This window comes from Streptomyces himalayensis subsp. himalayensis, from assembly GCF_013778455.1.
In the GTDB taxonomy this organism is placed as follows: Bacteria; Actinomycetota; Actinomycetes; order Streptomycetales; family Streptomycetaceae; genus Streptomyces; species Streptomyces himalayensis.
Window position 1 is genome coordinate 16871 of the sequence record NZ_JACEHE010000048.1, and the last position, 26769, is coordinate 43639.

The following is a 26769-nucleotide window of genomic DNA, read 5'->3' on the forward strand; positions in this document are numbered from 1 at the left end:
CAGCCGCCGTCCAGCCGCCGTCCAGCCGCCGTTCAACTGCAGGCGAGTCGGGTCCCCTTGACGGGCACGAACTCGCCCATGCCCGGGGTGGTGTGAACTCCGGCAGGGAGTGCGGCCTTGGCCGTCGCCAGTGACCTGCCCGCAGGCACGGCCTTGAACACGGCCGCGGACTTCGGCTCGTCCCACGTGATGGTGGAGCCGACGCCCTTGATGTCGGCGTATCCCTTGATGGGAACGGTGGCGAATTCGAGCGAGCCGAGGCCGATGTTCCGCAGTTCCCTGGCCAGCGACAGAAGGTCCTTCACCGTGAAGGCCCTCTCCGTCCGGGCGGAGGGCAGCAGCACCGAGCCCAGCTTCGCCAGCCGGACCGGATTCTGCAGCGTTCCATCGCTCGAGATCTCCTTGATGAAGGAGACTAGGAACTTCTGCTGCCGTTGGATACGGCCGAAGTCGGCAAGATTGTCCACCTTGCGGGAGCGTGCGTATTGCAGCGCCTCGCCGCCGCCCAAGTGGTGCGTGCCCACAGGGAGGTCGAGAGCGGTCGCCGGATCCTTGAGCCTGCGGTCGGTGCAGATATCGAGTCCGCCCAGTTCATCGACGGTCTTCATGAAGCGGGAGAAGTCGACGGCCAGGAACCGGTCGATCTTTACGCCCGTCATGTTCTCGACCGTACGCATGCTGAGGCCCGGGCCGCCCTCCGCGTATGCCGCGTTGATTTTCGCAAGGTGGCCCTTGTGCTTCTTCCCCGTACGGTCGGTGTATGCAGGAATCCGCGCGAGGGAGTCGCGGGGGAGGCTGATGACACTGACCCTCTTCCGGTCCTGCGCGATATGGACCAGCATCATGGTGTCCGTGCACCCGCAGCCGATACTGCCGAGGCGGTACCGCTTCTTCTCCTCCTGCGTGACGGTGTCCCGGTTGTCCGTTCCCACAAGCAGCACATTCATCGCGCGGCTCTTGGGGGCAGGCTGTTTTGCCGACGACATCACGTCGTCTGTCTGGAATGCGCCCAGCGCGAGCACCGAAGTGAGCACGGTGACGGCAACTGTCCAGCCTGGGATTCCCCACCTCCGCCTGACAGGCAGGCTCGAATGCGGGGTGCCGGAGAATTCATTCATACGACCTGAACCTCACAGAGACTGCTTGCGACGGGAGAAACGTTATTTCATTCCGTCAGCAGGAAACGGCACCGACTCGGCAATCTTTTCTTTGCGCTTCGAGGATCTCTGGCCGTCAAATCCTTCAAGTCGCCCATCACCGACCGGAACTGCCGCCGAGCTTGAAGTGACCCCGGGCCAAAAGTGACCCGGGGCTTGAAGTGACCCGGGGGCGACGCCCCATGCTCGCCTTCAGTTCCGTCCTTGGCCGCAGCTCCGCCGACTCCAGCGGAGTGGCCGGGACGACGTCAGGCGGCGCTGCACCCCGCGTACCAGCCGTCCAGCCGTGAAGGTGGCCCCGTACACAAAGCGCATGGAAGGGCCGAACGACGGCGCGGCAAGAAGTCCCGCGAAGAACAGCCCTGGATACGAGGACTCGAATCCCGCATTCAGCTCCGGTGACCTGCTGCGGCCGACAGTGCCGAGCGAGCGCCGCAGGCGGTCGTCGAGCAATTCCAGCCTGCCGAGGTCGGGCGTGAAGCCGGTGGCCGCGATGACATGGTCCGTCTCGACGGTGCGGATGCCCGCGCGACCGGGAGCCATGAGTGTCAGCCGGATACGATCCCCCGCTTCGGTGGCCCCGAGCAGTTCCTGCCCCAGCTCCACGGGCACCTGCTGCTCGAATCGGTCGCGCAGCCACCAGGCGCCCGCAGGCCCGAGCGCCGTGGCGGCGATATGGGCACGGGCGTCGCCCGGAAGGTGCCGTACGAATGCGGGGATCTCGGACCAGACCCAGCTGGTCCAGCCCGTCCCCAACCCGCTGTGCGGCTCGCGGAGCGAGCGCAGCAGTCCGCGGCGAAGCGGCTGCGGCGGGGTGTTCCAGTTGAGTTGGCCCGCACGGGCGACGAGCCGCGGCCGCGCGCCGTGCTCGGCCAGCAGGGCCGCGGTCTCCAGCGCCGCCTGGCCGGCTCCGACGACGGTGACCTCCTTGCCGCTGAAGCGGCTCAGGTCCCGGTGGCTGCTGCTGTGGGAGTAGCGGTCGGCGGGAAGGCCCTTCAGCTGCTCGGGGATGTTGAGGAACGGCATGACCCCCACCGCGAGGGCCACGGTGCGCGCGGAGAACCGCTCGCCCTCGGCCGTCTCGACACGGAATCCGGAGCGGCCAGGGGACACCCGCGTGACGGTGCGCTCCTCGACCGGTGGCGCCGCCCGCTCGGCGAACCACATGCCGTACTCGGTGAAGGTGCTGATGGCCAGTGGCTTGCCGTGGCTCGGACGCAACTCGCGGGCAGCGCAGTATGCATCGAGGGTGTGGCTGCCCGAGGGGTCGGACAGATTGGACGACCAGGGTTCCGACTTGAGGAACATGCCACGCGGCATGTGATCGCGCCACGACGCCATCGGTCTGCCGAGGACCCGGGTCCTCAGTCCGGCCGCGGCCGCGTGCGAAGCGATGGACAGCCCGTAAGGGCCGGCCCCAATGACTGCCAGGTCGTACATGATTCGATCTCGCCTTTCTCATCGTGGCATGGACGCGCTGTCAGGGTGGGACGCGGAGCCGCCGTCGGGCACGGCACGGGGGACGGGCATGGCCCTGCCGCGCCGGCGAGTCCGTACGCCCGGTCTTCGCAGCCGGTTCCTGCCTTTGCGCAGTGCCCTGCCGAACCACACCGCTGCCATGGACAGGAAGGGGGCGATGTCATCGGCGGCGAACCAGGCGCTCTCGGTGCCGTCGCGCCTGCTGGCGGGGCCGGCGCCGTCAGGCGGGCACCCGGCGGACCGGCTGCTGTCCGGCCCCGCCGTCCTGAAGGGCCGAGCGCGGCCCCCGGAGGCCAACAGCGAGAGCAGGGCGTAGTTCTCGGCGACGAAGACCCGTCCCGGCCTGCTGCGGGGCCTGGGCACGGGGCGACCCGTCAGGTCCAGGTACTGGGCCCGCACGACGTCGAGGCCGTCCCGGTCGGTGAAGAGACGGAACTGGGCGCCCAGGCGCGGATTGAAGTCCAGCAGGTGGAAGGTGCCGCTGGCTTCGTCCCAACGGAAGTCGAGATCGAGGATTCCGCGGTACCCGACATGGGCCGCGAGCCGCAGGGCGGCCTGCTCCACCTCCGGGTTGGGCTGCCATCTGCCCAGCGCCGTCAGTCCGGTACGGAGCGGCCAGGAGAGCACCTTCCGGCCCGTGCCGGCCACCAGACAGCGGTCCTGGTCCCCGAAGTAGCCGTGGAAGAACCAGTCGCTGTCCGGCCTGTACGGCAGATAGCGCTGGAGCAGCAGGCGGCTGCCCGCCGCATCGCCCTGTTCGTGCAGCCGCGCCGCGTCGGCCGCCGAGTGCACCAGGGTCGTGCTGCGCAGCCCTGATCCGGCGGTGAGCAGCCAAGGGCGGCTCCACTTCGCCACCATGGGCAGCCCCAGCTCCCAGGGCGCCGCCGCGGCCTCGGCAGCGCTGGCAGGGATGACCATGGCCGGATGCGGGATCCCCAGACGCTTGCACAGCCCGGCGAGTTCCTCCTTGTCGGCAAGGCGCCCCGGCAGGTCCGGCGGCTGCTCCGGAAGCAGATAGCGCCCGGTGAGACGAGGAGCGAGTGCCGCGATATGGATGGCGCTGATGTCGTCCATCGCAATCAGCACCGCTGGTCTCCCGATCTCGTCGGAGATCTGAAGCAGCGTCCGGTGAAAGAGGTCTGGCGTGATGGCGCCTTCCGGTCCGGGGTGCGACCGGTGCAGATATCGGGACCTGGTGACCGGGCTGTCCGCCGATTCGACAACGGCATGGACTTCCACTCCTGCGCGGCCCAGTGACCTGACCGCTCCAAGGGTGCCGTGGTGCAGGGGATTCCGGTCCAGTCGAAGGAGCAGGGCGGGTACCCCGGCGCAGAACGGTGGCATTCACGTCACGTCTTTCACCTGGATGGAATGGGACGGGGTATAAAAGTCGCCAATGGGCTCTACAGAGTGCCCAAGCCGCCCGTTAATAGGATTGTTTGAGAAAAGGCTCATGAATCCGCTGATTCGCCGGCCTTCAGGGGGAGAAGTCAATGCTTCACCAACGCCGTCGGTTGATGGTCACCTGCATCGGGACCGTGGCCGCCGGTCTTCTCCTCGTCCGAGTGGGGCTCGGAGATCCGGCGCCACCCGTCCCGCCGCCCGCGGAGTCCGCCCCCGTTCCGAAGCCGGCCCCGTCCCGGGCTTCGGAGCCCGCCGTGGGCGCCTACCTGGACTTCGGTCCGGCTGGCGTGGAGCGCATGGGGCAGCTGTCCCGCTGGCTGGGGGGAGCGAACCTGCGCGTCGGCCACACCTACCTGCCGGGTGACGTCTGGTCCAACATCGAGGGCCGCCCGGGCTATCTGCAGGCCTGGGCGCGCTGGCGGCGGGCCCAGGACGACCGGATGTTCGTGCTCAATGTGCCCATGCTCGAACGCAATGAGGAGGGACTCTCCGACGACGAGGTCCGCTCGCTCCTCAGGCAGGGCGCGCGGGGAGACTTCGACGACCACTTCCGCAAGCTCGCCATACGGCTGGTGCGTCTGGGAGTCCCCGACACGATCGTCGTCCTGGGCTGGGAGATGAACGGGACCACCTATACGCATCGCTGCGGCCCGGACCCGGAGTCCTGGAAGGCGTACTGGAATCGCATCGTCAACGCGATGCGCTCCGTCCCGGGGCAGAAACTCACATTCGACTTCGCACCCAGCCGCGGAACGGACGCGGTTCCCTGGACCCGGTGTTATCCGGGTGACGACACGGTCGACATCATCGGGATGGACTCGTACGACCAGCCCCCGGCCGAAACCTTCGACGAGCAGGTGAAAGGACCGTACGGGCTGCAGGCGCAGATCGACTTCGCGGCCGCGCACAAGAAGGAGATCTCCTATCCCGAATGGGGTCTCTTCCGCAACGGTGACAATGCCGTGTACATGCGCGGGATGCTCGAATGGTTCGACGCACACAAGCCGCTCTACCAGTCGATCACGGACTACTGCCCGCACGGTGTGTGGCAGTGCGACGAGAACCCCGACGCCTCGAGGGTCTACCGCGCCAAGATGTCCGAGCCGGCCAAACCCGAGCCGCTGCCGGGCAAGGAGCGTGCAGCGTCGGACGTCAATACGACCGTGGGGTGCGTCCCGGTCGATCTGGATGACTGGGCCGGGAGGCGGGCGAAGCCCCGCACGATGTGTTGGCGCGTCCGTCGGCGGGACGACTGAGGAGGCGGCGCACTGCGCCTGGTTGTGGGTCACCGCCCGCCACCCGCCCGCCAGTTGTTGAGCTTGACGCGCCACTCCCGCACCGCCGGCACGAGCGACCGCAGTACCTCGGTCGCCCGGTCGCGGCCGGCCAGCTGCGCCGCGTACAAGCTCAGCATCGGCGCCAGCGCGGACGGGGCCAGAAGCAGCCGCTGGTTGGTGACGGTGGCCGGACGCCAATGGGTCTTGTACGGTTCCGTGCCGCGCAGCAGGCTGATGACGCTTCGGCCCGTCTCCACCGCATGCTGTGCGTCGCGCCGCAGCAGCATGGTCGCGACGTCGACCTTCCTGGTACGGAGTTCCGGGTCGGCGCCGTACAGATAGCCGCCGGTGAGATGCGCGGACTGGAGCGTCACATTGGCCGCCACCACCGCGCCGTCCAGCCGGTACTCCGTCAGCGCCGCGTCCCCGTCCCTGACCATGCGCCGCGTGGCACGCGTCAGATGCTCGGCGAAACGGGGCTTGAGGTGCTCGGGGGTGACACCCCGCCCGCGCCACTGCAGCTCATGAAGGCGCAGCAACTCGCGGATGGTGGAGGCGACTTCGTGTTCGGCAACGGCGTGTTCCTCGATGCGCAGGGCATCGACCTTGCGCAACTTGGCCCGTACGCGCTGGGCCCGCGAGGATGCGAGCCGCTTCATCAGCTCTTCGATGGGCTCGGCGGGCAGCTCCAGACAGACCGAGTCGCTGAGCCTGCGCCGCGCCCCCGGCCAGACGTCGAACAGCTGCTCCGCCGCAGCTCCGGGACGTACCTCACGCAGATCGATCACCGCATGGCTCCCGGCGCGGCGCAGTCCGTCGGCCAGCGCGTTCAGCACGCCGGGCGCGTGTGAGTCGTCGACGAGGATGTCGGAGAAATCGGAGATACCTCCGCCCAGCGGAACCAGCAGCGGCAGCGGACGGTGTACGAGCATCAGGGGAGCGGCCCCGACCAGTGTCCCGCCGCGCCGTACGAGGACGACACGCAGCCGGCCCGGTGTGCCGTACGAGAGCCACCAGGAGTGCAACCAGGAGTGGCTCTGGAACGGGGTGGCCGCTGCGCCGCTGCGGTGCAGCCTGCCCCACTCCTCCTCCAGCCCGGCGAACTGCCGGTCGTCGCGGCACAGCGTCGCGGCATAGCCCGTTCCGGCTTCGGTCGCCGTGGCCATCAGATGTGTTCCTTCGCCTTGGCGGCGGGCTCTCCCGACCGGGCGGGAGCGGGGACCGGGGTACTCGCGGTCCACTGCTCGCGCCGGGGCCGCACGAGCAGTACGAGAGCGCCGATGACGCCGCCCGCACAGCCGCCGACGGCGATGTCGACCGGAAGCGACGGGGAGACGGGCTTGGCGGGCGCGATGGCCGCCGAGAAGTCCACCAGCCGGACGCCGGTGTCCTTCGCTGCCGCGTTGCCGCTGTGCATGAGGGAATCGGCGACCGCGTTGGCGATGTTGGCGGCCTCGTCCCGGCTGGTGGACGTCCCGGTGATCTCGATCACCGGTGAATCCGGCGAGGTCTGGGCCTGGACCTGCCGGGCGGGCAGCTTGTCCGGTACGCCGTCCGCGGTCTGGGCATAGGCGAGGATGGATGTGCTGGTGGAGAGGCGGCCGTAGGCCTGGGCGAAGCCGAGGGCGGTGGCGGGGTCGGAACCCTTGGCGGGCACCACGACGACATAGGTGGTGGCGGCGTACTCCGGCGCTACGCGCGCGCTGTAGGAGGCACCTCCCGCCACCCCGATGAGGATGAACAGGACCAGTGGCCACCAGGCGGGCAGGAAGGTGAACTTCCTCCGGCGCGGGCCGGACCGCCGGGGAAGGGGGGGCTTTTCCTGGGACAACTCGGCCATGGTGGTGGTCACTTCTTCGTCGGGTCGGTGGACGGGGTTGAGGCGACGGCGCGCGCGTACACGTCCAGGAGGCTTCTGGCGCTGCGCACGATGTCGTAGTGGCTGACAACTGGGGGCGGCTGAAGGCGGCGCGCTTCCGTGGACATCTGGATCCTCAGCGCCGCCTCCAGCGCGTCGGCACGGCCTGCGACCCGGACGGCACCGGGCGCCAGTGCTGCGGGCAGATCCTCGATGGCGGGGCAGGAGACGTGCAGGACAGGCAGTCCGGCGGCGAGGGCCTCGACGGCGGCGAGCCCGAACGACTCCTCCTCAGAGGCGGAGACGAAGATGTCAAGTGCGCTGAGCACGGCCGGGATTGCGGGGACGCCGCGATCGGGGCCGTCCCCGAGCGCATCGCATTCGCCGAGGAACCGGATACGGTCGGCAGCGCCGAGCCGCCGGGCGAGGGTACGCAGCGCGGTCCGCTCCGGTCCGTCCCCCGCCAGCACCAGACGGGCATCGGGGATGGCGGCGACCGCCCGTACCAGCAGCTCGAAGCGCTTGCCGGGCACGAGCCTGCCCACGCCTCCCACGACGAAGGCGCCTGCCGGGATGGAGAGCTGTGCGCGGGTGGTGAGCCTGGTTCCCTGGTCGAAGCGGAGACTCTCCGCGTCGATTCCGTTCGGTACGAGGTGGATGCGCTGGGCGGGCACCCCCCATGTGCGCAGCCGGTCGGCGATGGTCGCCGAGACGGCCACGGTCGCCGAGCCGAGCTTCTCCGTCCTCAGATACAGGGCACGGATCCCCCGGGTGAGCGGCCGCCCTTCGATCTGCCGCTCACCCAGGGAGTGTTCGGTGGCGATCGTGGTGCGGACGCCGGCCATACGGGCTGCGATCCGCCCGTACACACAGGCGCGGTAGAGGTGGGTGTGGACCAGGTCGTACCTTCCCCGTCTGATGAGCCGGGCCAGCCTGGGCAGCGCGGCGAGGTCGCGGTTGCCGTTCATCGCCAGGTGCGCGACGGACACACCGTCGGCACGCAGCCCTTCGGCGACGGGGCCCGGGTTGGTGAGGGTCACCACGTCGCAGTGGACCGGCAGATGGCGCAGCAGCAGGCGCAGTTGCTGTTCGGCGCCGCCGACGCCGAGCCCGGTGATGATGTGCAGGGCCTTCACCGGAGGTCACCGCGGGTCAGCTGCCGGAAGCGGTGCCGCAGCCGCTTGGTGCGCAGCCGCAGGCCGCGGTCCGCGTGGCTGATGTGGGTGCGCGGCAGGGCGTGGTCGCTGCCGAGCGGGCCCGGGGTGATGGCGCAGGCATAGGCGTAACCGGCGTCTCGTACGGCCTCCACGGCCCGCTGGTCGACGGCGCCGTACGGGTAGCAGAAGCCCTGCGGGGCGACGCCGGTGATCTGGCGGAGCCGTTCAAGGCTCCCGCGCGTCTCCTTGCGCAGTTCGTCCACGGTGACCGCGGTGAGATCCAGGTGGTACCGGCCGTGCGAGCCGATCTCCATGCCCGCGGCGGCCACGGCCCGGATTCCCGCCGCGGTCAGCAGCGGCCTGCGCGGGCCCAGCAGGTCCCAGGCGTTGTCGCCGCCGAGCCTGCCGGGCAGGACGAACACGGTCGCGGTGAAGTCATGGCGTTGCAGCAGCGGCAGCGCATGGTCGATGAAGTCGGTGTAACCGTCGTCGAAGGTCAGCCCGACCAGACCCCGGGCGCGGCCGGCCGCGCGGGCGCGCATCAGGGTGCCGACGCCGACGCCCGTCAGCCCTCTGCGCCGCAGCCAGCGCAGTTGATGCTCGAGGCGCTCCGGGGCGACGGTGATGCCGTACGGGTCGTCGGCCGGGTCGCCCACCGAGTGGTACAGCAGGATCCAGGGCTGTGGGTGCGGGGTGGGGGGGGCCGGTGCGAGCGGGGCGGCGTCGCGCGACGCGGTGTCAACGGGCATGGCGGAACCTTTGTTTGGTGAGGTCGAGCAGTTCGGCGACGTTCGGGCCGCGCAGGGCGAGCACGCTGACGGCGAAGACGCCGGGCACCAGCAGGCACCCGAGGCCCAGGCTCAGCAGCGGGCCCGGCACCAGCGGCGCGAGCAGCCAGCCCATGGCGCCGGCCGCGGTGGCCGCGACGGTCAGCCGGCCGAGGGCCGCGGTGACCCCGCGCACACGGATGGAGACCACGCGCGAGCCGAGCCCGCTCAGGAGGAGCACCGCCGTCATGGTGATGCCGACGGCGTTCGCTGCGGCGATGCCGTACACACCCCAGTGCTGGACCGCGAAGGCGCCGACGACGGTGGTGATCAGCAGTCCGGCGGCCATCACGGCGGCCGGGTACCAGATGGGACGCGACGCGGAGAAGAAGGGCCTGACCAGCGCGCCGACGAGGCAGTGGCCCAGCAGTCCGAGTGCGTAGACACGCATGACGGAGGCGGTGGTGGCGACGTCCTGGGCACCGAACGCACCACGCTGGAAGAGCACTTCGATCAGCTGGGGCGCATAGCCGACGACGAGGGCGGTGCCCACGAGCACCACGACTGCGGCCAGTACCAGATCCTGCTCGACCCTGCGGCGGGCCCGGTCCTCGTCCCCGTCGGCCACGGCCTGGGCGACCACGGGGAAGGTCACCGTACAGATCATCAAGGACAGCACCATGGGCATCTGCGCGACCTTCTGCGCGTAGTTCAGATGCGAGATGGCTCCGGCCGGGAGCGAGGACGCGAGGAAGCGCTCGATCAGGACCTGGGACTGGCGGCAGACCGCGAAGAGGACGACGGGCGCGAGGACGCCGAGACCGAGGAGGGCAGGACGCGCGGTACGGACCGGGGCACCGCCTCCATGGGGGCGGGACTTTCTCCGGCGGCGCTTCACCCTCATATGCCGCATGAAGGCGGGCAGCTGGACCAGAACCATCAGCATGCTGCCTGCGGCGACTCCCGCCGCCGCGGCCCGCACACCCCACAGGGAGTGCAGCACCACCATGGTCACGATGATGCCGACGTTGTACGCGAGGTAGATCGCAGCCGGCGGCAGATAGCTGCGGTGAGCCCGCAGCGCCGCACTGAGATAGCCGCTGATTCCGAAGGTGAGCACGGTGACGGCCGTCAACCGGGTACAGCTCACGGCCAGTTCGGGACTGGCGAGCCCCGGCGCCAGGAGCTCCACGACCACCTGCGCACCCAGGATCAGCGCCCCGGCGGCGCACGACAGCAGCACGAACAGCCGTGGCAGCGTGGCGGACACCAGGCCCCGTACGGGGTCCGGGGAGACCCCCGCCGCACGCCTGGCGAGCGCATGGCTGAAGGCCGGAACCAGCACCAGCGCCATCGCGTCCTCGATGAGCAGCGTCGATGCCATCTCCGGCACGGTCCAGGCGACCAGGAACGCGTCGCTGTCACTGCCCGCGCCGAAGAGGTGCGCAATCGTCTGGTCGCGGCCCAGACCCAGCAGCGATCCGGCCACCGTGAGAGCGGCGGTGACCGCGGCGGCCCTGGCCAGCACCCTTCCCAGTCGTGGCGGCTCCTGCGGGCCGTGCGGCTCCTGCCGGCCCTTCGACGGGTAGAGCACGACGGCCGGGGGCGGCACTGTCAGACGGATGTCGGCGCTCGGGCCGATGCCCGCTGTCGCTTCGTTCATACGCTGCTCGACGTCTCGGGCTCAGCCAGCGCCCACCACGCGACGAGGCCGAACACGATGCCGGTGAGGGCGGTCGAAGGTCCGCCGATGTCCGCGTACAGGAAGTCGACGGTCTGCCAGATCATCAGCCCCATGGCCATCAGTCCGCAGTCCACGGCCGACTTACGGGATCTACGGGCTCCGGTCAGCCGGCGTACGCCTCCCACCAGCAGTGCGGCCCAGCTGCCGAACAGCGCGGTGGCGCCGATGAGGCCCTGCTCGCTGAGGACGAGCAGATACATGCTGTGCGGCGAGAGCAGGGGCTGGCGCTGGAAGGCTCGGCCCGCTCCTGCGGTGTCGCTGCCCGAGGAGAGCCCGAGCGAGGAATGGCCGTCGCGGTGTGCGGGAAACCCTTTGAGGCCCACTCCGCTCGCGGGCTCCTCGCGCCACATGCTCACTGCGGCGGCCCACATCGTGTACCGGTCGGTGACCGACTGGTCGGGAGTGTCGGTGACCCGCGTGATGCTGCTGAACCGCGCCGAGACTGCCTGGGAGCCGACACCGAAGCCGCCGACGAGTACGACCGCGACGGCGACCACCGCCGCCAGCGCGCGCGCCGCCTGGCGCAGCCCGGTGAGCAGCATGACCGCGACGCTCCCGAGCAGCGTCGCGATCCACGCTCCCCGGCTGAAGGAGAGCGCAAGGGGGAGGGTGAGGGCCACGGCGGTGGCGGCGGCTGCGGGGCGCAGCCAGGGGGGCGCGCCCTGCGCGGGGCGGAGCGCAAGACCGGTGGCGATCACCAGGCCATAGGCGACGACCGTCGCCATACCCATGACGTCGGTGGGCCCGAAGGTGCCCACCGCCCGGATGTCCGAGCCCATGTAGGAGGCGCCGGTGCGGGTCACGTACTGGTGGACGCCCAAGGTCCCCTGGATCAGGGCGAGTACGACGAAGGATCCGGCCACCACCCGGAAGTCCCTGGCGTCCCTGAGCAGAAGTACGACGGCGGCCGGTACCACCACGAAGACCTGGAGATAGCGGACGAAGCCCGGGAGGGCGGCGACCGGGTCGGCGGCGGTGATGGTGGCGACGGCGAAGCCGACCGCCGGGATGCCCAGGACGAAGGCGGCGACGGGCGTCAGCGGACGGGCCCGGTGGCGCACGAGACGCACCGCGCAGAACAGCACCAGGAACGCCGACGCCGCATCGGCGACGGAGACATGGGCAGAGGTGCTCGATCCGTTCCCGTACTCGACGGGTACGGCCAACAGGAGCACGGGGGCGATCGCAGGTGCGAGCGGCCACCAGCGGGAGAGGGAGGACATCCGCTGTCCGGCCAGCGGCGTAGCGGTCGACACGATGGCCACGGTCAGCTTCCCCCCGGCCGGAAGAGGGAGCCCGCGGTGCGGAGCAGGATGCAGACGTCCTGCCAGAGCGACCACGTGGCGATGTAGTGGTTGTCGAAGCGCGCACGGTCCTCGATGGAGGTGTCGCCGCGCAAACCGTTGACCTGGGCGAGACCGGTGATGCCGACGGGCATACGGTGCCGGGCCCGGTAGCCCGGATAGGTGCGGGAGAACTTCGAGACGAAGTACGGGCGTTCCGGCCGGGGTCCGACCAGGCTCATGTCCCCGCGCAGTACGTTCCACAGTTGCGGCAGTTCATCGAGGGAGAGCCGCCGCAGCAGATTGCCGACGTAGCTCATCCGGTGGTCCATGGCGACACTCCAGCGGGTGGCGGACTCGTACTCGTCCGCGGGGCGCAGGGTGCGGAACTTCAGCAGCGTGAAGGCGCGACCGTCCTGCCCGGTCCGCTCCTGCCGGAAGATGACACCGGGCCCGTCGGAGATGCGCACGGCAAGGGCGCAGAGCGCCATCACGGGCGCGGTCGCGAGCAGGGCGAGGACGGCCAGACAGATGTCGAGTGCGCGCTTGCTCCAGCGGGCTGCGGGGTGGTGGCGGCGTGCTTGCAGAGGCCGTACGGAGAAGCCCCACAGGTGATCCGGCAGCGCGGCCGGCGGTGCGGCCGGTTGTGCGGGGAGAGCCGCGTCGACAAGCCACATCTGCACTCCGTGCTCGTTGAAGAGCTGGACGAGGGCAGGGTCTTCGGGCTCGGCGTGAGCGGGCCGCACGAAGAGGACGTGACGCACGGTGGTCTGGATGACAGCCCTGCCGATGTCCTCATAGGTGGTCAGGACGGGCAGCACCGAGGCCTCGCTGCCGGCGGTGGCGGCCGGGCCGGATCCCACCAGGCCTACCGGGCGCATCCCGTATCCGTTGAGTGCCCGCAGGAGTGAGCTGATCTGTTGGGCGGTGGCCCCACCGTCGACGATCAGCGTGGACCGGTTGTGCCGGGCGTCCGACCAGCGCTGGAACTGGTGGACAACGCTCCGGCCCGCGCAGCCGATGAGCGTCTGCGCGGTCACTGCGGCGGCCAGCGCCTCCCAGCCCAGCACGTGCTGAGGTCCGACAGCCGCGAGGCCCGCTGCCGCGGTGCACCACAGGATCAGCGCAAGGCTGAGCAGCGCGGGCAGTTCGAGAAGCGCCGACGGCGACAGCCGCCGCCGGTAGAGACCTCGGCGGGTGTGCAGCGCCACATGCAGCATCAGCAGCGGTACGAGCACGGCCGCCGGCCGCTGCGGCCCTGGCATCACAGCGACGGTGAGGACCAGCGCGAGTGCGTCGACGGCGAACAGGGGGAAGGCAGTGCGGCGATGCCGCAGCCGTCTGCGTCTCAGCGGCTCGGGCAGCCGGTTGTCGGAGGATCTGCGCGGCGGGTGGACCGAGGGTGTCAGGCGCCGTACCGGAGTTGCCTGACCGCCGACCTGGCCTGCATGGGGAGCACGTGTGCTGTCCATCGTCATCGGGTGATGCGCTCCGTCGTCGTGGGTTGGGGCAGGCCGAGGAGCTGCCGGTACAGCTCCGAGACCGCGGTGACCGTGTCCTGCACATCGAAGTTCGCCCGTGCATGGGAGCGGGCCTGGTGGCCCAGGGCGTCCCGCAGCTGAGGGTTCGTCAGCAGCCGGCCGACGGCATGCGCCAGCGCCCGCGGATCGTCCGGCGGTACGAGGCAGTGGCGGTCATGGCCCGGTGGCAGGCTCTCCCTGGCCCCGCTGACATCGGTGAGGACGACAGGGCGGCCACAGGCCATGGCTTCGAGCGGGGCCAGGGCCATGCCTTCCCATCGGGAGGGCTGGACGACGACGTCGGCGGCCCTCATCCAGTCACGAGTGCCGTCGACCGCTCCGGCGAAAAGGACTCCTGAGGAGGCGAGTGTCCGCAGTCGCTCGCGGTCGGGACCGTCGCCGACCAGCACCAGACGGGCGTCGGGAACCGCACGGGTGATCTCGGGCCATGCCCGTAGGAGTACGTCCTGGCCCTTCTGCGGGCACAGGCGGCCGACACAGACGACCACGGGGCCCTGCGCGGGGGTGCGGGACATCAGCAGAATCGTTTCTTCTAAGGGGGGCGCCGTGGTGTCATCGGTACCGAACCAACGCACGTCGACACCGTTGCGGATCACCGTCCAGCGGGCGGCGATTCCGGCAGCTTCTCCGGTTCTGCGTTCGGCCTCGCTGACGCACAAGATGCGCTCCGCCCACCGGGCGGCGTACCGCTCCCAGGCCAGCGCGACGCGCGCTGTCGTGCCGCCCACCGCCTCGAAGGACCAGGCGTGGGGCTGGAACACCGTCGGGATACGCCCGCGCACGGCGAGCCGCGCGGCGAGACCGGCCTTGGAGCTGTGCGCATGAACCACATCGGGCCTGCTCGCGCGGATCAGGCGGGAGGCGGACACCGTCTCCCCGGGCAGTCCGGGGCCCGGGGCGCGGCCGGCCTGCCATGGATGGACCTCAGCGCCCGCATCGGCGAGCGCCGATGAAAGACGGGTACCTCGCGGGCAGGCCACAACGACCCTGATTCCTTCCAGGACTTGAGCCCCGACGAGGTCGGTGACCACGCGAGCGACTCCCCCTTCCACCGGCTGAACGAGGTGAAAAACCGTCAGCCGGTGGTTCGCGGTTCTGGTTCTGGGCAACAAGTGCGGCTTTCTTTGTACCTGGCCCGGCGATCGGGCACCGAGGAGCGCGGGGAGAAACGTTTCAGCGTCGCGAATCCGCCTGCACGAAGAGCGCGCCGAGAAAGTACTCGCCGCTTCCGGCGGAGAAGTGGAAGTTCAAGCTGTCCCCGCCACGGGAGAGCGCAGGCTTCAGGTCGAATACGTCGGAATCATATCCGAGGGTATTCACATAATGGGGCTGCCGTTTGAACGCAGCGCCACCGAAATCTGTGATGGTCGAATTCATCACATTGTTCGCCGGATTTGCAGAATTCCTGAGGCTGACCGGTCCGAACCGACCTGCGGTGACCTTCAGCGCGTCGCCCTTCATGGAGCGGTCCCCGTCGTACGAGACGACGCCGGCCCGACCGGTCGCCCCGGCGGGCATGTCAAGACCGGCCAGCTTCAGGGACTGAGTCCTGCGGGCCGCGCCGAGCGTTTCGAATCCGTCCCAGATGGCGAGGTTCCGCAACGGTTGTTGCTCGTTCTCATAGGCGACGACGAGCGTCCAGCCGCCCCACGCGCCGACCGCCGACTGCCCCTTGGCGACATTGACCTGGGCCACGGTGTACTGGACTGCCCCGCTCTGGCGTACCAGCCGAGTGACATCGGCAGAGGCCTGGAATGCATCGCTGCCATCGGCTGTGCGGTGGGCGACAGGGGTGTCCGCCAGCACCGCCTTGTACTCCCCGCCCGGCTCGGCGAAGAGCACCCGCCCGTTGTCCCTGGGCGGCTTCTGCTCGCCGACCCGCAGATTGCCGCCCCAGTACAGCCGGGCGTAGCTGACCCGCGAGTGGGCCGGCAGGGCCAGCTCGGCGCGGCTCGAGTTGTAGGTGTTGGGGTCGTCGTCGACATCGATGTAGAGCATGTCGAAGTCGCCGTTGACGCCCCCCTGTGCGCCTCGCTGGACCTTCGCGCACGAGGCAGCCGCAGGATGAGGCGCCGTCTGACAGGTGATGGCGGAGTTGGCGGCCCGGACAATCCCGCCGTGCTGTACCGAGTGATAGCGCTGCGTGAAGGGAATCCTGGCTGTTTTCTGCTCCGACTCCCTTTCTGAATCCCGCGGAACAGAGACGGCAGGCCCCGAAAGAAGCGTGGACACAAGCGTCACGTATGACAATACGCCCACGGCATACAGCGCAGTGAGACCCGTCGGCTTCCCCATGACTGCTTTCCTTTTCGCTCGAAATGACCAAGCAGTAGTGCACTTTGTCAGAGAGCAAGTTGGAAAGCACGCAAATCTCACTCGTGCCGCCATTTGGAGGGCGCCCGGAAGCGCCGAAGGCCTACGCGTCACGGGCACGACACATCGCTGCGGGCCCGGAAACGTACCCCGGATGATCGTGTCCTTGGTTCGGTGGGCGAACTGGCGTACGTCCGGCCGGCCCTCACCACCGTAGCCGTGGACCGCGAACGCCAGGGGCGCGAGGCGGTGCGTCGGCTGCTGGCCGTGCTGCGCGGCGAGCCCTCGTCAGGCCGCTCGAGGCGGCCGAACGTGGGAACTGCCGCGTGAAGGACAGGATGCCGTCGGTGCTCTCCAGCTGCAGCAGCGCCTCCAGCCGGGCGCCGCGCCCGGCAGCGTCGCCCTTGAGGCCGACCTTCAGCCACCTGTCGGGGCAGAACTTCTGGGGCGGCGACTCCTACCCCACCGCCATCGGGTCGCAGGGGACCTGGAGTTCGTGATCCTGAAGGACGTCAAGCAGTAGCCGCGGTGGCCTCGGTATCCGCGGCTCGTGGGGAAGCCCGCAGGGCACGCGGTGACGCGCCGAACTCGCGTCGGCAGGCCTTGTTGAAGGCCTGCAGGTCGGGAATGCCGACGGAGGCGGCCACTGCGGGGATCGACAGCGTCGAGGCACGCAGCAGGTGGTGGGCGCGGTCGAGTCTGCGACGGCGGACGTAGCCGACCACCGTGTCGCCGGTCGCGGCACGGAACAGCCGGGTCAGGTGGTTGTGCGAGACACCCGCGGCCCGGGCGACGGCCGGCACGGTGAGCGGCGCTGCCAGATGCGCCTCGATGTACGCGATGGCCGTACTCACCGCCGGGTGCGGTCCGGGCCGCTGCGCGGCCGGGGCCAGCTGCGCGATGCGCCACAGGGCGGTCCAGATCTCGGCCCTGGTGCGCTCCGGCTCGCGCGGGTCGGCGGTGATGGCCTGCAGCAACAGGCTGGTGAGCGTGGGCAGTTCGGGCCCGGCGTCCTGGACGACGGGCACAGTGCGCGTCGGTCCGGCGGCCGGGATGCGCAAGTGGGCGTAGAGGTGCTGGGAGCGGCCCTGGTAGCGGTAGCGGACCGTCGTGCCCGGCGGGACGAGGCTGACCCTGCCCGGTCGGATCACATGCGGCGTACCGTCGACGATCAACTCGGCGTCGTACTGGTACAGGTGTAGCTGCCGCAGTTCGGGCAGCCGGAAGACATCCGTGCGGCTCGCGACGCCGTGCACCCCCACGCCGGCTGCCGCCACGAGGGGCGGTTCGCCGAGGTGGATCTGCGTGACGAGCATGGTGAAAAAATACCAGCAGTGGGTGAACAGTACCCACGCGCCGGAGGGCCCCGGCTCCCTACCGTGGCGGCATGACAGACACCCGACAGCCACCGCTTCTGACATCCGTCGAGATGGCCCGTTTCGTGGCGCACGGATCGCTGCGCCTGGATGCCGTCGTCCCGCCGGAGATGAACGAGGAAGGCATCAAGGTCCTGGGCGAGGGCGTGCCCGGGGTGCCTTACGGCAGCAGGATCACGGACGTCTACCCGGAGGGCTCCTTCGTCCGCCGACTGCTCGAGATCCCTGCCGTGGCAGGCGCATTGCGCTCTCTCGTCGGCCCGGATCCGACGGTCGACCACCATTTCGTGCACATCCGTGAGCCCCACGAGGGACAGGCGCAGCCCCTGCACGGGGACGCGATCATCGACGTGCGGACGGACGCCTTCGACGTCCAGCTGATGTACTACCCGCAGGACGTCACCCTCGACATGGGCGGCACCCTCAGCGTGCCGGGCAGCCATCTGCGGCGCACGAACGAGTCCGACACGGGCCGCTACCAGAACCTGCGCGGTCAGTCCCGGCTCGTCTGCCCGGCCGGCACCGTGGTGTTTCTGCACCACGGGCTGTGGCACGGCGGGCGCCGCAACGACAGCGACACCGTGCGCTACATGTTCAAGATCCGCTTCAATCCGACCGTGCGGCAGCGGCGGCTGTGGGACACCTCGGACCTCGCCGACCCGCGCGTCCGGAGGGAACTCTCCACCACCTTCCCGTGGTACGAACACGCCACCGGCCGCCTGGAGATGTACAACCGGGTCCTGCTGTGGCGCGCGCTCACCGGGGACGACACCTTCGACCTGGAGTACTGGGTGACCCGGGTCTCCAACCGCCCGCAGGAGGACGCCGCATGAGCACGAACACGAGCACCCGTCAGCAGGTGCTGGTCCTCTATCTGGCCACTTCCGCACTCGACTCGGAGGTGGTGGGCTGGTCGCGGTACGACGGCACCGCGCGTACCTCGCCCACGACCGGGGACAGCGACGAACCGCCGTACAAGTCGGGCGTGCACGCGCTGGAGGACGGCTGGCGACTGTTCCAGGCCGCGCAGCTGATCCCGCCGTATCCGGGACACGAGTACGACGTGTCGTTCCTCAAGCACGAGTTCTTCTTCGAGAAGGTCGTGGAGGTCGATCAGTAGCTCCTGGCAGATGTCCGACCGGCTCTTGTTTGCCCCCTCTGTTGTCTCCGTATGTAGCGTCTCCGTATGTAGACACGGTTTTTCATACGGGACAGCGACATAGGAAGATGTGGCTTCCTCGCTCGTCAGAAAGTCAGAAGGGAAGGCCGCGTGGGGGCCGACTCCGTACTCCTGCTCGCCGCGGCGGGCGTCGCATCCGGCCTGACCGGGTCGATCGCCGGTCTGGCCTCGCTGTTCAGCTACCCCGCACTGCTGGCTGCCGGCCTCCCTCCGGTGGCCGCCAATGTGACCAACACCGTGGCGCTGTTCTCCAACACGGTGGGTACCGCGGCCGGTTCACGGGAGGAGCTTCGCGGCCAACGCCGTCGTCTGGTGCGGCTCGCCCTCCTCGCGGCCGCGGGGGGTACGGTCGGCGCGGCACTGCTGCTCGGTACCCCGACCTCGGCCTTCGAGCGCGTCGTGCCCTGGCTGATCGCCCTGGGGTCGGTGCTGATCCTGGTCCGCGAACCGCTCCGCCGACTGGCCGAGAACCTCCCGCAGCGGGGCGGCGGACTGCGGGCGAGACTGCCCTTGACCTGCGCGGTGCTCCTGGTCGGCCTCTACGGCGGCTACTTCGGCGCCGCGGCGGGCGTCCTCATGCTGGCGGTGCTGTCGCTGTCGGGGAACGAGCCGCTTCGGGTGACCAATGCCGTGAAGAACATCGCCACCGGAGCGGCCAACCTCACCGCGGCGATCGCCTACGCCTTCCTCGCGCCCGTCGACTGGGGAGCCGCGGCGGCGCTCAGCCTCGGATGCCTGGTCGGCAGCCGGGTCGGGCCGGTCGTCGTGCGGCGGATCCCCGAGAAGCCGCTGCGGATCGCCATCGCCCTGGCGGGTCTGGGCCTGGCACTCTCCCTGTGGCGCGAGGCCGGCTGACACCCACAGAGCCGCGCGACGACTAGCCGCCTCCCGGCGGAGTGGACGATCGTCCTCTACGGATCCCCTGATCCCATGGGATCGAGGTCAACGACACATGATCATCGGGTCAGGCACCGAGTGGGCGTGCGTCGATCGCTTGGCTGTGTCTCTGTACATGCCCTGAGGGTGCGAGCGACCCTTGTCGTAGGGGCCCCTGGCCCGCAGGTTCATCCGGGATCTGGGCTCTCCGCCGTACGACGCTGCTCCTGCCAAGGGGTGTGCCATGCGAGTCGAAATGATCAGACGCGCCGCCGACGTGCTGTGGGACGTCCCTGCCGACGCGCGCAAGGAGATCATCATGATCCTTGTCGCCGTGGCCCAGGCGCCGGCCCCGGGAGCGGGGGTGAGGGCAGCAGCGTTCAGCGAGCAATGCTGGGTCGAGTACATGGCCCGTGGCAACGTGCTCGAAGTCATCGACGTCGGATCTCTCTGCTGACCGGAGGCTGCGGCGGCACAGGGACATGATGAACCCCGGCCTCGCTGGCGGCCGGGGTTCCGGCTCACCGGAGGTCAGCCACATGATCTTGTGATGCCGCGCCGGGGAGTGCCTCTGTCTCCTGACCGACGTCAAGGCCCCTTGTACCCCGTCACCGTGGTGCGCGTACCGTCAGCCGCCCGTGGACTCCCGGACCACCACGGAGAAGTGGCTGACGAACTCTTCGCGGTCCGCCCCGGGCTCGGTCTGCTGGATCCGCCTGGCCAGCAGGTCGACCGCCCGCTGCGCCATCATGTCGTGGTCCGGGTCGACGGTGGACAGCGACGGGACGAGGAACTCGCTCTCCTGGACGTTGTCGAAGCCGATCACCTTCACCTGCTCCGGCACCTTCACCCCCGCATCGGCCAGGCCGCGCAGCACGCCCATGGCCGCGGTGTCGGTCACGCAGAAGACGCCGTCGAAGTCGAGCCCGCTCTCCACCATCTCCCGGGCACGTCGCGCACCCGCGTGCATGGTGAGCGTCTCCACGCTCTGTACGAGGCGGGGGTCTGCGGGCAGGCCGGCGCTCTGCAGCGCCTGCCGGTAGCCGGTGAGGCGGAGGCTGGACACGTCGGTCTCCTCGCCCAGCATCCCGCACAGGATCGCGATACGTCGGCAGCCCCGCTCGATCAGATGGCGGGTGGCCGCCTGCGACGCGTCGACGTTGGGCATGGCGACGTGGTCCACGGGACCGCCGAAGATCCGCTCGCCCAGGATGACCACCGGGTAGTCCACCTTGAGCAGCTCGGCGTCGGCCGGCCCCATGCCGACGGTGCTGAGGATGAGCCCGTCGTAGAGCCGGTTGCGCGACAGCGACAGCGCGTCGAGCTCGTTCTCCCGTGAAGCGCCGGTCTGCTCGATGCTCACGCGGAGGTGGTGCCGCTGGGCCGCGGTGATGATGGCGGTGGCCAGCCGGCCGTAGTAGTGGCTGTTCACCTCGGGGACCGCGAGCCCGACGGTACCGGTCCGGCCCGTGCGCAGATTGCGGGCCGCCACGTTGACGCGGTAGTCGAGCCGGGCCATCGCCTCGAGAACCTTCTCGCGCGTCGCGGGGCGCACGTTCGGGTGATCATTGATGACGTTCGAGACGGTCATCGGTGAGACTCCGGCCGCCTTCGCCACGTCCTGGATCGTTGCCACGTTCGCCCCCGGTCTGCGGTCTGCGGTCTGCGGTCTGCGGTCTCAGGACTCACCCGGCATCATGCTATGTCTCGCGTCCCTGCCCACGTATGTCGTGCCGCCGCCGGTGCCGGCCGGATGCGGCACGGCACAGGCGGCGGCACCGGTCTCGTACACCTCAGGGGGCGAGGCGGTAGAGGGCCGCGCCGTGGGCGGGGAGGGCGACGCGCAGCTGGTGGCCGTCGTGCGGGGTGTCGGTGTGCGTCCACAGCTCCCGGATGCGGTCGTCGGGGTGGGCGCCGATGGAGCCGAGCGGGACGGTGACGCGGGCCGGGGTGTCGGCCAGGGAGAACACGGCGGCGTAGCGGGTACGTCCGTCGGTGTCGCCGGCGGTCCACAGGACGAGGTCCCGCTCGCGGAGGACCTCGCGGCTGTCCCTGCTGTGCCACAGGACCTCGAGTGCCTCGTCGTTGGTGAGCAGCTCGATCGTCTCCGCCGGGCTGGTGGGCAGGTCGCCGCCCATCATCAGCGGGGAGCGCGAGATCAGCCACAGTGTCAGCAGGCTGATCTGCTCGGGGCGGGTGAGGGCGCACAGGCGGTCGTCGCCCCTCTCGGCCCGGATACCGACATGGCCCAGGGGCAGCATGTCGGCGTCCGCCCAGCCGCGTTCGCTCTGCCACGGTGCCCACCGGGCCATGCGGCCGAACTGCGCTTCGACGTCTTCCCACCGATCCCAGAGGTCGTCGCAGACGCGCCACATGGTGGCGTTGTCCCGCAGGTGGTCGAGGTGGGTGAGGGAGACGTCGGTGCCGGGGGAGAGGCTCAGCTCGATGGGCCGGCCGCTGCGGGCGATGGCTTGGGCGTAGGCGGCGATCTCCCGCTCGTGGTACGGGAAGAGCATGTCGTCGGCCTTGATGAAGTCCACACCCCACCGCGCGAACTGGGCGACCTGCGCGTCGTAGTACGCCTGGGCGCCCGGGTGGTCGTGGTTCAGGCCGTAGTTGTCGCTGTTCCAGGGGCAGACCGAGCCGGTGTCGGCGATCTCGTCGGCCGTCCAGTCGGTGCCCGCCACGGGCAGGCGGGCGGCGACGGCGCGGCGCGGGATGCCGCGCATGATGTGCAGGCCGAAACGCAGCCCGAGTTGGTGCACCTGGTCGGCCAGCGGCCCGAATCCCGCACCGTCCGCCGCCGAGGGGAACCGGTTCGGCGCCGGCAGTTGGCGGCCGTGGTCGTCGAGGAGCACCGGGGCGTCCGGGTTGTAGCCGTGGGCGCGGGCCGTGGGCTCGTACCACTGGATGTCCACGACCACGGTGTCCCAGCCGTGCGCGAGCATGCGGTCCCGCATGAAGGTCGCGTTGGCGAGGACCTCTTCCTCGGTGACGGTGGTGCCGTAGCAGTCCCAGCTGTTCCAGCCCATCGGCGGACGCAGGTGGCGTCCGGGGATCGGACGTGCGGGTCCGGTCATGGTTGATCGTTTCCTGTACGGGACGGGTGGACGCGGAGAACGGTGAAGGAGTACGGCGGGATGTCGCAGACCGGCCCGGGCAGCCGGTCCTCGACGGGGGTGGCGGCCGGGGCGGGCCCGAACCGGCTGATGGCGCCTGGAGGCGCGGAGAGGACGGTTCGCCGGCGGACGTCGTGGACGGCCGGTCCTACGCCGGGAGCCGGACTGCGACGGCCGGTCAGGCCAGCGGGGCCTGGACCGTGAGGAACGAGTGGGGCGGCAGCGTCAGGGACAGGCCCTGGTCGGTGACCTTCAGGCCGTCGAAGGAGCGCGGGCTGACTGCTCCCGGCGTGTCCGCGGTGTTGTGGGCCTGGAGACGGTCGGCCGTCAGGATGCGGGCGGTCGGCTCGCCGATGGAGCGGCCGCGCAGGTCGAGCGTCACCTCGGCGGGCTCCTCGGCGTCGAGGTTGGACAGCGAGATGAGGACCGTTCCGTCCTTGACGCTCGCCGAGGCGGACACGGTGTCCAGCTCTGCGTCCCCCACCGCGCGGCGGGCGTCGTCGGTGCGCAGGTGGACGGCGAGTGAGGCGGCGTCCTGGTGGCCCTTGTTCATCTCGAACACGTGGTAGCTCGGGGTCAGGACCAGCGCGTCGCCGTCGGTGAGGACCATCGCCTGCAGGACGTTGACGGTCTGGGCGATGTTGGCCATGTACAGGCGCTCGGCGTGCTTGTGGAAGATGTCGAAGTGCGTGCTGGCCACGAGCGCGTCGCGCAGGGTGTTCTGCTGGAACAGGAAGCCCGGGTTGGTGCCCGGCTCGACGTCCCACCAGGTGCCCCACTCGTCCAGGACCAGACCCACCTTCCGGCCGGGGTCGTAGCAGTCCATGACCGTGGAGTGGCCGGTGAGGATGCGGTCGATCTTCCGGGCCGAGGCCATCGTCCGGTAGTAGTCGTCCGTGTCGAAGTCGGTGGCGCTGCCCTTCGCCTCCCAGGGACCGGCCATCGTGTAGTAGTGGACGGAGATGCCCTGGAAGAAGGTGCGCGGGGTCGCCTCGCAGCCGAAGCAGTTGATCTGCTGCATCAGCGTCTCGGTCCACTTGTAGTCCGCGTCGGACGCGCCCGAGGCGATGCGGTAGAGCTTGTTGTCGCCGTGGTCGCGGCAGTACGTGGCGTACTGGCGGGCCAGGTCGGCGGAGTACTCGGCGCGCATGTTGCCGCCGCAGCCCCACGTCTCGTTGCCGATGCCCCAGAACTTCACGCGCCAGGGCTCCTCGCGGCCGTTGGCCTTGCGCAGCCGCACCATGGGGCTGTCGCCGTCACGGGTCAGGTACTCGACCCACTCGCTCATCTCCCGGACGGTACCGCTGCCCACGTTGCCGCTGATGTACGGCTCTGTGCCGAGCAGCTCGCACAGAGCCATGAACTCGTGGGTGCCGAAGTGGTTGTTCTCCTCCACGTTGCCCCAGTGGGTGTTGACCATCGTGGGGCGCTGGTCCCTGGGGCCGATGCCGTCCATCCAGTGGTACTCGTCGGCGAAACAGCCGCCGGGCCAGCGCAGGTTGGGGATGTTCAGGGCGCGCAGGGCCTGTACGACGTCCAGGCGGATACCGCCCTCGTTCGGGATCGTCGAGTCCTCGCCGACCCAGAAACCGCCGTAGATGCATCGGCCCAGATGCTCGGCGAAATGCCCGTACAGGTGGCGACTGATCTTCGGACCCTCGATGTCGAGATTGATGATCGCGGTGGCGTTGGGCACGGCGGTACTCCAGCGTGGCTTGGGTGGGTGCTTGAGCGGCTGCGGGTGCGGTTGGTACGGACGTGGGTCACCGGCAGATGAGGCGGCAGTGGGCGACTTCGTCGCCTCCATAACCGCCACCACGGCAGCCGCCGCCCCCGCGCGTTTGTATCGATAAAAGCTCCCAATGTGTGGCGAGCGTGTCAAGAGGGATGCGCGAACTGGTTGGTTGTAGTCGTTACTCCTCCGGTGTGCCCGTGAACGGAGAACTCACCGCCTCGGCCGTCTGTTCGGGCGGTCGCCAGGTCCGAGCACGGCACGGATCTTCCGGGAGAGCGGGGCGAGCCTGTTGCTCGAGCGCCGTCGCGGGCTGTCTCAGGTGCCGACGAGGGTGTCGTGGACAGCCCATCCCATGTCGCCGGCACACCAGCTGATGTTGCCGAGGACGGCGACGTCCAGGTCCTGCTGCGGGTAGTGGTAGAGGCGGGCACTGACCCCGTCCTCCTCACCCGTGTGGCCCCAGCGGACGATGGTTCCTTCGTCGTCGAGGATGTGGGTGAGACCGAAGCCGTACATCCACCTGTAGCCGCGGACCTTCTCCTCACGCTCGTCGACCTGCGGCGTCAGCGCCAGGCGCGTGGTCTCCTCGTTCAGCAGCCGCCCGTGGCGCAGTGCGCGGGCGAAGGCCGTCAGATCGGCGGCGGTCCAGGTAGCCCCGCCGTCGGCGGCGGCGCCGGGGGTGGTCGCGTAGTGGTTGGTCCGGTACGGGGTGGGGCCCTCGGCGGTGGTGAGGTATCCCTCGGCGACGTTCGGCCCCAGGTCGTCCAGGGCCGGGAATCCCGCCCCGCTCATTCCGGCACGGGTGAAGACGTCGTCGGCGATGACCTCCTCGAAAGCGCGGCCGGTCACCGATTCGATGAGCAGGCCCAGCAGGATGTAACCGGCGCCGTTGTAGAGATGACGCTCCCCGGGAGGGAAGTGGGGCTGTTTGCCGGCGAACAGCGGCAGGTAGTCCTTGTTGCTCCGCAGCAGGTACAGGGGGTGGGAGGAGGTCAATGCGGCCCATTCGGCCTCCCAGTCGTCGCCGGCCTCCTCGAACCAGTCGCCGATGCCCGACGTCATCGTCAGGGCGTGGCGGACCGTGACATTCGGATCGAGCTGGGGCATGTGCTCATTCACGAAGCCCACCAGAGCGTCGTCCAGGCGGACCTGCCCCCGCTCGACGAGCTGCAGGACGGCCACCGCCGTGAACGCCTTGGACACCGACGCCACACGGAAGCGCGTTCCGCACGTGTTCGGTACGGACCATCGTCGTGACGCCATCCCGAACGCGCGGGTGAACACCGGCTCCCCGTGCCGCGTGACACGGACCGTGCCGGAGAACCCCTTTTGTTCCGCCACACTTGAGACGGCCTCCTCCAGGCAAGCCGGATCGAAGCCGTCAGCCCTCGTCACCATCGTCACCGCAGACTCCGCAGAAGAAAGATCACCAGCCGTCCATTGGCGATGATCGTCAGCAGTCCGTCCTGCGGGCAACCGCTTTTTGCTGGGACGGCCTCGCCGCGCCGAGATCGTCGCCCGTCCAGCCTGCGTCGGCCGCGGACCTGATGTGATCCGCCGACCTGTTGATGTCATTCCTGATGGCAGTTGCTGCCGATCGACCACTCCGTCCGGCGATGGTGCCGGAGCGGTTCAGCCGCCGTACGGATGGGCGTGCCGCCGGCGCCACCCGCGCAGGGCCTCCAGTAGCAGTCCGAGGACCAGGGACTGGATCAGGGCGGAGACGATGATCCCGCCGATGAGGGACCATGCAGGCAGATCAAGGCCCCACACCGCCTCGGCGACCGGTACGACGAAGAAGAAGGTGGGGCTGGTGAAGAACGCCGGCCACACCCAGATCAACGACTCGCCCCCGTGGTCGGACCACAGCGGTTCGGTCGCGGCGATCACGACGGAGATGCCGACCAGACCGAGATACACCGCCGAGGCGGGGTTGTGAACTGCTGCCGCGAAGCAGCGCACGAGTGTGATCTGGCGTGCATGAGCGAGTGTCCGGGTTGGGGTGGGTGCGCAGGGAACGAGAGTTCCCTCATCGAATGGGTGACCTCGTCGAGGGGTGGTCGTTGAGTGCGGTGACGGGGTTCTGCGGGCCTGGATAGGGAGGGTGATCTTGGCGGATGGGCTGCGGGAGGTGGCGGCACCGTTCGTGGTGCCGGGCCCGTTGGGGGTGGCGGTCCGGGACCGGCTCAAGCAGCTGACCGCCGACGACGAGCAGGTCCTGCGTCTGGTCGGCGACCACCTGGGGGCGCTGGCCTCCCGTGACCTGAAGGCGCGCTGTGCGGCAGGTCTGGATCACGACGGTGATGCGTGGGCGGAGCGTAAGAGGGTCCTGACTGGGCAGTCGTCTTCGCGGTGGGCGGGGTCGATCACGAAGGCCACCCACGATCAGTGGGCACTGGCCCGGCGCGGCCAGCTGGCGCATGTCCAGGGCCTTCAGGCGGCAGTGCGCACGGTCGCGCACCGGCTGTCCCTGCCCGTGGGCGAAAAGGGCAGCAAGCACGCC

General features: G+C 69.6%; 24 protein-coding genes and 1 pseudogene. 7 read left to right on the forward strand and 18 right to left on the reverse strand.

Features of this window, described 5'->3' with window-relative positions:
* Positions 1 to 32: 32 nt before the first annotated feature.
* The 3 genes from H1D24_RS38695 to H1D24_RS38705 all read right to left on the reverse strand — a co-directional run bounded on the left by H1D24_RS38695 (position 33) and on the right by H1D24_RS38705 (position 3722).
* A complete protein-coding gene (locus H1D24_RS38695) occupies positions 33 to 1118 on the reverse strand; it encodes an LCP family protein (RefSeq protein WP_508481457.1) in 1086 nt (361 codons plus the stop codon).
* Between the two features lie 231 nt (positions 1119 to 1349).
* Entirely contained in the window at positions 1350 to 2597 is a 1248-nt protein-coding gene (locus H1D24_RS38700) for an NAD(P)-binding domain-containing protein (protein ID WP_181662438.1), read from the reverse strand.
* An 18-nt stretch (positions 2598 to 2615) separates the two neighbouring features.
* On the reverse strand, positions 2616 to 3722 hold the full coding sequence (locus H1D24_RS38705; protein ID WP_181662439.1) for an ATP-grasp domain-containing protein: 1107 nt from the start codon (positions 3720 to 3722) through the stop codon (positions 2616 to 2618).
* A 407-nt stretch (positions 3723 to 4129) separates the two neighbouring features.
* Here H1D24_RS38705 and H1D24_RS38710 point away from each other — a divergent pair, with 407 nt between their 5' ends.
* Entirely contained in the window at positions 4130 to 5296 is a 1167-nt protein-coding gene (locus H1D24_RS38710) for a glycoside hydrolase family 26 protein (protein WP_258564672.1), read from the forward strand.
* A 29-nt stretch (positions 5297 to 5325) separates the two neighbouring features.
* On the opposite strand, the gene H1D24_RS38715 is transcribed toward H1D24_RS38710, so the two are convergent.
* From H1D24_RS38715 to H1D24_RS38755, 9 genes are all read right to left on the reverse strand, one after another.
* Positions 5326 to 6483, reverse strand: coding sequence for a GNAT family N-acetyltransferase (locus tag H1D24_RS38715; protein WP_181662441.1), 1158 nt, complete (start codon positions 6481 to 6483; stop codon positions 5326 to 5328).
* A complete protein-coding gene (locus tag H1D24_RS38720; protein ID WP_258564673.1) occupies positions 6483 to 7157 on the reverse strand; it encodes a YveK family protein in 675 nt (224 codons plus the stop codon). The genes H1D24_RS38715 and H1D24_RS38720 overlap by 1 nt, the downstream gene beginning before the upstream one ends.
* A gap of 8 nt (positions 7158 to 7165) precedes the next feature.
* Positions 7166 to 8311, reverse strand: a complete 1146-nt coding sequence (locus H1D24_RS38725) for a glycosyltransferase (protein WP_181662442.1) — start codon at positions 8309 to 8311, stop codon at positions 7166 to 7168.
* Entirely contained in the window at positions 8308 to 9081 is a 774-nt protein-coding gene (locus tag H1D24_RS38730; RefSeq protein ID WP_181662443.1) for a polysaccharide deacetylase family protein, read from the reverse strand. The genes H1D24_RS38725 and H1D24_RS38730 overlap by 4 nt, the downstream gene beginning before the upstream one ends.
* A complete protein-coding gene (gene murJ, locus H1D24_RS38735; protein WP_181662444.1) occupies positions 9071 to 10762 on the reverse strand; it encodes a murein biosynthesis integral membrane protein MurJ in 1692 nt (563 codons plus the stop codon). Before murJ ends, H1D24_RS38730 begins: the two co-directional genes overlap by 11 nt.
* Complete coding sequence (locus H1D24_RS38740) at positions 10759 to 12066, reverse strand: O-antigen ligase family protein (RefSeq protein ID WP_181662460.1); 1308 nt, start codon at positions 12064 to 12066, stop codon at positions 10759 to 10761. The genes murJ and H1D24_RS38740 overlap by 4 nt, the downstream gene beginning before the upstream one ends.
* Positions 12067 to 12110: 44 nt before the next feature.
* Positions 12111 to 13604 carry an exopolysaccharide biosynthesis polyprenyl glycosylphosphotransferase gene (locus H1D24_RS38745; RefSeq protein ID WP_181662445.1) on the reverse strand — a complete coding sequence of 498 codons (1494 nt, stop codon included), beginning with the start codon at positions 13602 to 13604 and terminating at the stop codon, positions 12111 to 12113.
* On the reverse strand, positions 13601 to 14779 hold the full coding sequence (locus H1D24_RS38750) for a glycosyltransferase family 4 protein (protein ID WP_181662446.1): 1179 nt from the start codon (positions 14777 to 14779) through the stop codon (positions 13601 to 13603). The genes H1D24_RS38745 and H1D24_RS38750 overlap by 4 nt, the downstream gene beginning before the upstream one ends.
* Positions 14780 to 14840: 61 nt before the next feature.
* Positions 14841 to 15962 carry a DUF3344 domain-containing protein gene (locus H1D24_RS38755; RefSeq protein ID WP_181662447.1) on the reverse strand — a complete coding sequence of 374 codons (1122 nt, stop codon included), beginning with the start codon at positions 15960 to 15962 and terminating at the stop codon, positions 14841 to 14843.
* 93 nt (positions 15963 to 16055) lie between these two features.
* Between H1D24_RS38755 and H1D24_RS43280 the strand changes: the two genes are divergently transcribed.
* Complete coding sequence (locus tag H1D24_RS43280; protein ID WP_181662448.1) at positions 16056 to 16310, forward strand: substrate-binding domain-containing protein; 255 nt, start codon at positions 16056 to 16058, stop codon at positions 16308 to 16310.
* Between the two features lie 182 nt (positions 16311 to 16492).
* On the opposite strand, the gene H1D24_RS38765 is transcribed toward H1D24_RS43280, so the two are convergent.
* Positions 16493 to 17296: an AraC family transcriptional regulator gene (locus tag H1D24_RS38765; protein WP_181662449.1), complete on the reverse strand. Its 804-nt coding sequence runs from the start codon at positions 17294 to 17296 to the stop codon at positions 16493 to 16495.
* Positions 17297 to 17367: 71 nt separating this feature from the next.
* Here H1D24_RS38765 and H1D24_RS38770 point away from each other — a divergent pair, with 71 nt between their 5' ends.
* The 4 genes from H1D24_RS38770 to H1D24_RS38785 all read left to right on the forward strand — a co-directional run bounded on the left by H1D24_RS38770 (position 17368) and on the right by H1D24_RS38785 (position 19869).
* Positions 17368 to 18189, forward strand: a complete 822-nt coding sequence (locus H1D24_RS38770; RefSeq protein ID WP_181662450.1) for a phytanoyl-CoA dioxygenase family protein — start codon at positions 17368 to 17370, stop codon at positions 18187 to 18189.
* Positions 18186 to 18476 carry a hypothetical protein gene (locus H1D24_RS38775; RefSeq protein WP_181662451.1) on the forward strand — a complete coding sequence of 97 codons (291 nt, stop codon included), beginning with the start codon at positions 18186 to 18188 and terminating at the stop codon, positions 18474 to 18476. The genes H1D24_RS38770 and H1D24_RS38775 overlap by 4 nt, the downstream gene beginning before the upstream one ends.
* Positions 18477 to 18626: 150 nt before the next feature.
* On the forward strand, positions 18627 to 19391 hold the full coding sequence (locus tag H1D24_RS38780) for a sulfite exporter TauE/SafE family protein (protein ID WP_181662452.1): 765 nt from the start codon (positions 18627 to 18629) through the stop codon (positions 19389 to 19391).
* Between the two features lie 265 nt (positions 19392 to 19656).
* Positions 19657 to 19869, forward strand: a complete 213-nt coding sequence (locus H1D24_RS38785) for a hypothetical protein (protein ID WP_181662453.1) — start codon at positions 19657 to 19659, stop codon at positions 19867 to 19869.
* A 171-nt stretch (positions 19870 to 20040) separates the two neighbouring features.
* Here H1D24_RS38785 and H1D24_RS38790 read toward each other — a convergent pair whose 3' ends face one another.
* From H1D24_RS38790 to H1D24_RS38810, 5 genes are all read right to left on the reverse strand, one after another.
* Positions 20041 to 21048, reverse strand: a complete 1008-nt coding sequence (locus H1D24_RS38790) for a LacI family DNA-binding transcriptional regulator (RefSeq protein ID WP_181662454.1) — start codon at positions 21046 to 21048, stop codon at positions 20041 to 20043.
* Between the two features lie 157 nt (positions 21049 to 21205).
* Complete coding sequence (locus H1D24_RS38795; RefSeq protein ID WP_258564674.1) at positions 21206 to 22492, reverse strand: glycoside hydrolase family 27 protein; 1287 nt, start codon at positions 22490 to 22492, stop codon at positions 21206 to 21208.
* Positions 22493 to 22709: 217 nt separating this feature from the next.
* Positions 22710 to 24227 (reverse strand): alpha-N-arabinofuranosidase, encoded by a 1518-nt coding sequence (locus H1D24_RS38800; RefSeq protein WP_181662455.1) that lies wholly within the window; start codon positions 24225 to 24227, stop codon positions 22710 to 22712.
* 354 nt (positions 24228 to 24581) lie between these two features.
* Entirely contained in the window at positions 24582 to 25607 is a 1026-nt protein-coding gene (locus tag H1D24_RS38805) for a serine hydrolase domain-containing protein (protein ID WP_220137722.1), read from the reverse strand.
* A 291-nt stretch (positions 25608 to 25898) separates the two neighbouring features.
* Positions 25899 to 26228 carry an SCO4225 family membrane protein gene (locus H1D24_RS38810; RefSeq protein ID WP_220137723.1) on the reverse strand — a complete coding sequence of 110 codons (330 nt, stop codon included), beginning with the start codon at positions 26226 to 26228 and terminating at the stop codon, positions 25899 to 25901.
* A gap of 142 nt (positions 26229 to 26370) precedes the next feature.
* On the opposite strand from H1D24_RS38810, the pseudogene H1D24_RS38815 reads away from it, so the two are divergent.
* Positions 26371 to 26769 (forward strand): annotated as a pseudogene (locus H1D24_RS38815) (hypothetical protein); the annotation flags it as partial.